This window comes from Klebsiella sp. MS 92-3 (genome assembly GCF_000195655.1).
Taxonomy (GTDB): domain Bacteria; phylum Pseudomonadota; class Gammaproteobacteria; order Enterobacterales; family Enterobacteriaceae; genus Klebsiella; species Klebsiella pneumoniae.
Genome location: NZ_GL882770.1, coordinates 128330 through 135277, shown reverse-complemented (window position 1 = coordinate 135277; position 6948 = coordinate 128330). Strand labels below are relative to the sequence as shown.

Annotated in this window: 7 protein-coding genes and 1 pseudogene; 4 read left to right on the top strand and 4 right to left on the bottom strand. The window is 54.3% G+C overall.

Features of this window, described 5'->3' with window-relative positions:
* On the bottom strand, nucleotides 1-769 hold a 769-nt coding region (locus HMPREF9538_RS29485), incomplete at its 3' end, for an ATP-binding cassette domain-containing protein (RefSeq protein ID WP_009484444.1).
* 62 nt (nucleotides 770-831) lie between these two features.
* Nucleotides 832-1812, bottom strand: coding sequence for an arabinose ABC transporter substrate-binding protein (locus tag HMPREF9538_RS19920; protein ID WP_009484443.1), 981 nt, complete (start codon nucleotides 1810-1812; stop codon nucleotides 832-834).
* Between the two features lie 361 nt (nucleotides 1813-2173).
* Here HMPREF9538_RS19920 and HMPREF9538_RS32135 point away from each other — a divergent pair.
* Both HMPREF9538_RS32135 and HMPREF9538_RS19925 read left to right on the top strand, forming a co-directional pair.
* Nucleotides 2174-2269: pseudogene (locus HMPREF9538_RS32135) on the top strand (hypothetical protein); the annotation flags it as partial.
* 434 nt (nucleotides 2270-2703) lie between these two features.
* Nucleotides 2704-3213 carry a non-heme ferritin-like protein gene (locus tag HMPREF9538_RS19925; protein ID WP_004175413.1) on the top strand — a complete coding sequence of 170 codons (510 nt, stop codon included), beginning with the start codon at nucleotides 2704-2706 and terminating at the stop codon, nucleotides 3211-3213.
* Between the two features lie 70 nt (nucleotides 3214-3283).
* Here the strand turns inward: HMPREF9538_RS19925 and HMPREF9538_RS19930 are convergent, their stop codons facing one another.
* Nucleotides 3284-3442 (bottom strand): hypothetical protein, encoded by a 159-nt coding sequence (locus HMPREF9538_RS19930; RefSeq protein ID WP_009484442.1) that lies wholly within the window; start codon nucleotides 3440-3442, stop codon nucleotides 3284-3286.
* 65 nt (nucleotides 3443-3507) lie between these two features.
* On the opposite strand from HMPREF9538_RS19930, the gene HMPREF9538_RS19935 reads away from it, so the two are divergent.
* Nucleotides 3508-5019 (top strand): MFS transporter, encoded by a 1512-nt coding sequence (locus tag HMPREF9538_RS19935; RefSeq protein ID WP_020316570.1) that lies wholly within the window; start codon nucleotides 3508-3510, stop codon nucleotides 5017-5019.
* Between the two features lie 37 nt (nucleotides 5020-5056).
* Here the strand turns inward: HMPREF9538_RS19935 and HMPREF9538_RS19940 are convergent, their stop codons facing one another.
* A complete protein-coding gene (locus HMPREF9538_RS19940; RefSeq protein ID WP_002911524.1) occupies nucleotides 5057-5308 on the bottom strand; it encodes a DUF2766 family protein in 252 nt (83 codons plus the stop codon).
* A gap of 150 nt (nucleotides 5309-5458) precedes the next feature.
* Here HMPREF9538_RS19940 and HMPREF9538_RS19945 point away from each other — a divergent pair, with 150 nt between their 5' ends.
* A complete protein-coding gene (locus HMPREF9538_RS19945) occupies nucleotides 5459-6880 on the top strand; it encodes an MFS transporter (protein WP_009484440.1) in 1422 nt (473 codons plus the stop codon).
* Nucleotides 6881-6948: the final 68 nt, after the last annotated feature.

The following is a 6948-nucleotide window of genomic DNA, read 5'->3' as shown; positions in this document are numbered from 1 at the left end:
GGGGGGGGGGGGGCTTCCAGCCATAAATATCGCCCAGATTGCGGCCTACCATTGCCTGGACCAGGGCGTCGTGGCTGACGCTCGGCATATCGTCAAAGGTGCAAACGTAGCGGCCATCTTTAAAGACGGTGATGGCATCGCTGAGGGCAAAAATCTCTTCCATCCGGTGTGAAACATAGATGATGACCCTTCCCTCCTCCCGCAACTCGCGGATGACGCGAAACAGGTTGTCGATCTCTCTGGCGGAGAGCGAGCTGGTCGGCTCATCGAACGCGATAATCTTGGCGTTACGCGCCAGCGCTTTGGCAATCTCCACCATCTGCCATTGACCAATGGAGAGATATTTCAGCGGCGTCTCCGGGTCGATATCCAGACCCAGATGCTCCAGCTGCAGGCGGGCCTCATAGTTGAGCAGCGAGCGATTGACGATGCCGCCTCTGTGCGGCAGCTGACCGAGATAGATATTTTCGGCGACGGTCATCTCCGGGATCAGATGCAGCTCCTGGTAGATGATTGCCACGCCGGCATTCAGCGCCTCCATGGTATTGGCGAATGCCATCTGCTGGCCGCCGATCTGCAGATGACCCGCGGTCGGGATATAGTTGCCGCTGAGAATTTTCAACAGCGTCGATTTGCCTGCGCCATTTTCGCCCATCAGCGCGTGGATCTGTCCTGGATAGCAGTCAAAACTGATATCGGACAAGGCCTTTACGCCAGGGAACGTCATGGTGATGCCGCGAAATGAGAGATAAGGGGTAGACTGTTGCATAACGACTCCGCTCTTCTGCACTCAGACCCCGCGCCGCGGCGGGGGCCAGTTTAATCAGGCTGTTACAGCCCTTTTTTCGCCAGCTCTTCTTTGAAGTTATCGCGGGTAATCAGCACCACATCGGTCACCGCCGTGAACTTCGGCGGCTCGACGCCCTTGGTGACCCAGTTGTAGAGCATTTCGCTGGTTTTGTAGCCGTGGATATCCGGGCTTGGCAGCAGAGAACCATAGAAGCCGGTCGGCTGCGCCTTCGACAGTTCGTTGACGGCATCCACGCCGTTGATGCCGATGCCAATCACATCGGAAGCTTTAAAGCCCTGACCTTCGGTCGCGCGCACGCCGCCGAGGACGGTGTTGTCGTTCATCCCGACGATCAGCCAGTGTTTAACCTGCGGATGTTGGACCAGCATCGAGTTACCGGCGTCGAACGCTCCCGGGATATCGTTGGATTTTGTCGGCACGCGGTAGATTTGCGCGTCCGGGAAGCCGGCCGCCTTCAGGGCATCGATGGAGCCGGTGGTGCGACGGCGCGCGGTATCCAGCTCATCGGCGGTGATCGCCATTACGGCGGTGTCTTTGACATCCCAGCCGCGCTTTTGCATCTCTTTATAGAGTTCCTGCCCCTGACGGGCGCCAATTTCGCTCGCCGCCATCATCACCAGCGGTACGCTCTCCATCGGTTTGCCCTTCGCATTGACGAACTGGTCATCGACGGTAATCACCTTCATGTCATAGCCACGCGCTTTGGCGACAATCGCCGACCCGAGCTTGGGATCGGGGGTACAGATGACAAAGCCCTTCGCGCCGCTGGCCGCCAGGCTGTCAATGGCATTCAGGGTTTTCTCCCCATCCGGGACCGCAATTTTAATAACGTCAAAGCCTAAATCTTTTCCTGCTTTATCAGCAAATTTCCACTCAGTCTGAAACCATGGCTCTTCCGGCTGTTTCACCAGAAAACCCAGTTTAAGATTTTCCGCCATAGCTGATTGTGACATAACCGCAGCGAGACCAATGGCCGCCAGCGCTTTAGTAAATTTGTGCATGGTAAACTCCAGCTTTAATTCGCTTTCATGTAGGGAAAAATCGGAATTAACAATTTAATCGTCATCAAAACAAGGCATTAGAAAAATCGCATTCCCCACTGCCGTTGTTAGAGTAGTAATACCCGGAAATTATTTCTCCATACGAGAGCATTATCACATCGCGGAATTACAGTAATTGCGTACATACATTTAGCAAAAAATGACATAAAAAATGACACAATTGTCATACAATTTTACCGGGGCATAGCAGGATCATCTATACCATCAGCAGGCTTATCCTTGTGTTGTCAGAGGATGTTTAACGGAGGGTTACAGCACTGTTATCATCAGCGATTGACGGCGCTGCTACGGGCGATCGCCTGTGCGCCACTCAAATGGCAACCCACCTCGCACCGCTTAGCCACATGGCCCGCTTAATATCGCGAAAAAACGGATCTTTGGCGTAATTTATTCCGAATAGAAAAAATATATTCCTCTTGATAAAAGCGCCTGCAACAAAAAATAAAAATAATGATCATCAACCTGAAACATTACTAATTAAATAACTTATTCCGTTCTCTTCTACGACGAATCTCGTAGTCAAATACTTATATCTTATAACCAATCTGAAACCAGCGAGCCCCTGCCAACGGCGCACAATCTCAGCCCTGGTAGTTTGCACAAATAATGGTGTAACAAAACGTAAATTACCGCGCTTGAGAGTTTTCTTAATTTCGTTGAGCGAGTATTCTTAAATCGTCGGCAAATGGAAAAAATACCCGACTCATACGGAATGTGTAGAGTTTTATTATTCTGCAACAGTGCCGCGTGTCACTATTTTATCTTGTAGTTATCCGCAGGATCCGCTGACGCGCACCAGTAACCCCTTCCCGGTTAATAAGGATATTTTTTATGGCAGTTCCAGGAATGGCACAAAAGCTAAACACCCAAATGAATCTTGAGTTTCACGCCTCTAACGTTTACCTGAACTTAAGTGAGTGGTGCGCCCGACATCGCTTCGACGGCGCCGCGACGTTTCTGCGCACCCGCGCGCAAAGCAGCATCACCCTCACTATGCGCGTATTTGACTACCTGAAAAAAGCCGGCAGCTGGCCGATCGTCAATCCCGACCACGCCTGTAACCCTGAGTGCACCTCGCTGGAAGATCTGTTTACCCAAACCCTGAGCGATTACCAACAGCGCAGTCGTCTGCTGAGCGGTCTCGCTCAGGAAGCCAAAGCGCAAAGCGATGACAGCACCTGGCGGTTTCTCACGCTGTTGGCGGAAGAGCAGCAGCAGGATGGCCTGCTATTGCAAAGCGTGCTTGAGGAAATTCGTAATGCCGATAAAGCCGGTCTCGGGATGGAGCAGACCGATCGGCGTCTGATGGCTATCGTTGGAGAAGCGCAGAAAGCGCATTAATCAAGCCGTTATCGCTCTGCCAGGGGGAGCGCGTCTGCGCTGCCCCGCCCGGTTTATTAATCCATTACGTCTATTTTTTCTTCCCTATTATTCCTTTCAAGAATAAAAAAGTTTTAACTCGATCCCATTCCCTCATCACCGTTACCCCATAAGGGGGATTAGTGAGCGCGGTCACTTTTTGACGAACCATAAAGAAATATAAAAACAGCGTTTCAAAAATATAAAACACGAGGTTTATTTTTTATGGCTAGATACACGGCTTCAGCCTCTGAAGGGCTGCAGGGAAGACCGATCTTGTTACGCCATCAGTTAGCCTACGGCGGCGGAAATCTGTTAGGGAGCGGCGCACTGGCGATAAGCGGCGCATGGCTACTCTATTTTTATACGACCTTTTGCGGCCTGACGCTGATCGAGGCCTCATTTATCTTCTCCGTCGCCAGCATCATTGACGCTATCAGCAACCCGCTGATGGGCTATCTGACGGATAATTTTGGCAAAACGCGCCTGGGCAAGCGCTTCGGCCGCCGGCGTTTCTTTCTGCTAATCGGTATTCCGCTGATGATGTTCTACCCGCTGCTGTGGGTGGAAGGCCTGAGTTTCTGGTACTACCTTAGCACCTATGTGGTGTTTGAGATCATCTACACCTCTATCATGGTGCCTTATGAAACGCTGGCGACAGAGATGACCGATGATTTCTCACTGCGTTCAAAACTGACCGGCTATAAAGCTATCTTTGGTAAGCTGGCCAACTTCCTCGCGGCGTTTATTCCCGGCCAGTTCATTCTGCTGTATGGCAAAGATTCTGCCACCCCTTTCTTCCTCACCGGTCTGACCTATGGCGCGATCCTGATCGTCGCTATTTCCTGCCTGTGGTTGTGCAGCTGGGAGCGTGAGCGCGGGGAAGAGGTGGAAACCAGCGCGAAAAAAGGACTGCTGAGCACCCTGCTGTCGCTGGCGAAAGATATGCGTTCGACTTTTTATCTACGCGTATTCCGCAAACATCTTGGTATGTACCTGTGCGGCTTTGGCGCGGAATGGCTGTTTGCCTCCATCTTCACCTATTTCGTGATCTTCGTTCTACAACACGATCCAGCGATGGTGGCCGGGCTGAACAGCCTGAACTCGATTCTGCAGCTGATCTCTACGGCGCTGTTTATCGGCCTGTGCGTGAAAAAGGGCTTCAGCAAACCCTATATCCTGGCGCTGGGGATCGTCATTTTCGCGGTTCTGCTGTATACCTCGCTGTGGTTTTTCCATCTACCGTCCGGCCTGGCGACAGTGCTGATGTTCGGCATTACCGTGCTGTTCGGCCTGGGTACCGGCGGGGTTTACTATATACCCTGGACCGTTTACACCTTCCTGGCCGATGTCGATGAGATCTACACCGGACGCCGGCGGGAAGGGATCTATGCCGGCGCCATGACCTTCTCAGGAAAAATTCTTCGCTCGATTGTGGTGTTCTCGATGGGGGCGATCCTGAGCTTCTACGGTTTCCAGTCAAAAGCGCACAGCCAACCGGAAAGCGCGGTGACCGCTATCGCAGTGGTATTCTGCGTCGGGGTGATCGCATTAGCCCTGGCCGCCATCGTCTTCAGCAAGCAGATGAAGCTGGACCGGAAGGCCCATCTGGTGGTGCTGCAGGAAGTCGCGCGGATAAAAGCGGGCGGCAAAATTAGCGATATTGCGCCGGACGTGCGGGTTATCGTGGAGGATCTGGTCGGCCATCGCTACGAAGAGTGCTGGGGCAACAGCAAATTGTTCAAAGATGCTGCCCCTGCGCCTGCGCAGAGCGTCGTTTCCCATTAAAGAAGAAGGCCCCGCCGGTATCCGGCGAGGCCTGGTATTAATGCGTTTCTTCCTGTGGAGTAAACTTCAGCTCAATCAACGCGATCGCTTTTTGCACCGCGCGAAGGGTCACCGGATCGGCAGAGGCCGGATGGCTGGCGAAGTCGATAGCTTTCAGCTGAGTGGTCATTTTTTCACGCACTTCCACCGGCGCAATGACGTCAATGACATCGAGGATCTGTTTGATAACCAGCTGGCAGGCAACCACATCGGAAACCAGCTCGTCGTGTTCGGTAAGATGTTGAGACATTAATTACTCCTTTTTTCAGGAGCGTAATAGTACCCTAAATCGTTAACGATAATAAAACCTGCCGTCGCAGGTTTTTTTATCTACCCTACTGGCTGGCGGGTCGTCTCCTGCCGCTTTGCACAGGATCACACTCTTGATGGCAGTGACAACATGAATACCGCGATCTCTTCCCGCGATGAACGTGCTTTTTCAGCGCCGGCGCTGCTGGTGGCCGGTGCCTTTTTTATGGAGTTTCTCGACGGGACGGTGATCGCCACCGCCCTGCCCGATATGGCGAGGGATTTTGGCGTCACCGCGGTCGAACTGAATATCGGCATCAGCGCCTATCTGATTACCCTTGCGGTCCTGATCCCGGCCAGCGGCTGGATCGCCGATCGCTTCGGCGCCCGGGCTATTTTTACTCTCGCCCTGGCGATCTTTACCCTTGCCTCGGTCTTCTGCGGCCTCTCCACCGAGGTGCATATCTTTGTCGCCATGCGTATCCTTCAGGGAGTCGGCGGCGCGCTGATGGTCCCCGTTGGTCGCCTTGCGGTGCTACGCACCACGCCGAAACACCAGCTGATCAAGGCCATCGCCACCCTGACCTGGCCGGCGCTGGTGGCCCCCATTATCGGCCCGCCTTTGGGCGGCTTTATAACCCGCTACGCCAGCTGGCACTGGATCTTCTTTATCAATGTCCCGCTGGGCCTTGCCGCCATCATCCTTTCGCTGCGCATTATCCCTGATATTCGCGAAACGGAACGGCGCTCCTTCGATCTCAGCGGATTTATCACTACCTCGGTCGCGATGGTCAGTCTGGTGACCGCGATGGAGCGGCTCGGCGATCGCCAGCCGCAGATCTGGCCGACGCTGGCTCTCGCCGCGCTTGGCTTCGGCTGTCTGTTATATTCCATTCGTCATTTCCGCCGGGCGGTGGCGCCTATGGTTCGTCTCGACGCCCTGCAGGTGCCGACGTTCCGGGTGACAATGTACGGCGGCTCGTTGTTCCGGGCCTCCATCAGCGCGGTGCCTTTTCTGCTCCCCCTGCTGTTCCAGGTGGGATTCGGTATGGATCCTTTTCATTCCGGCCTGCTGGTGCTGGCGGTGTTTGTCGGTAATTTAACCATTAAACCCGCCACCACACCGCTCATTCGCTGGCTGGGCTTTCGTCGGCTACTGCTGATCAATGGCGCGTTGAACGTCTGTTCGCTGCTGGCTTGCGCGCTGCTTACGCCGCAGACGCCGGTCTGGGCCATCATGCTGATCCTTTATCTCGGCGGGGTGTTTCGCTCAATCCAGTTTACCGGTGTAAGCACGCTGGCCTTTGCCGATGTCCCCGCCGCGCAGATGAGTGATGCCAATACGCTGTTCAGTACCGCGTCGCAGCTGGCGGTAGGGCTGGGGATCACGCTCGGGGCGATTGGCATTCGCCTGGGCGAGCAGGTCGGCGACTGGCTGCATCTTACTGAACTACCGGGGATCAGCTTCCGCCTGTCGTTTGTGTTTATCGCCTTGATCTGTCTGGTAGGGATGATCGACAGCCTGCATCTGGCCAAAACGGCCGGCAGCAGCGTGTCGGAGAAGAAGAAATAGAAGAAAAAATAAACGACGGAAGGGGCCGCGGGGGGCGGCCCGCGGGGGGGGGGGCGGGGGGGGGGGGG

Bases quoted from the DNA above. Each gene is read 5' to 3' on its own strand.
- HMPREF9538_RS19920 (WP_009484443.1), bottom strand. From the start codon at position 1,812: ATGCACAAATTTACTAAAGCGCTGGCGGCCATTGGTCTCGCTGCGGTT.
- HMPREF9538_RS19925 (WP_004175413.1), top strand. From the start codon at position 2,704: ATGGCAGTTCCAGGAATGGCACAAAAGCTAAACACCCAAATGAATCTT.
- HMPREF9538_RS19940 (WP_002911524.1), bottom strand. From the start codon at position 5,308: ATGTCTCAACATCTTACCGAACACGACGAGCTGGTTTCCGATGTGGTT.
- HMPREF9538_RS19945 (WP_009484440.1), top strand. From the start codon at position 5,459: ATGAATACCGCGATCTCTTCCCGCGATGAACGTGCTTTTTCAGCGCCG.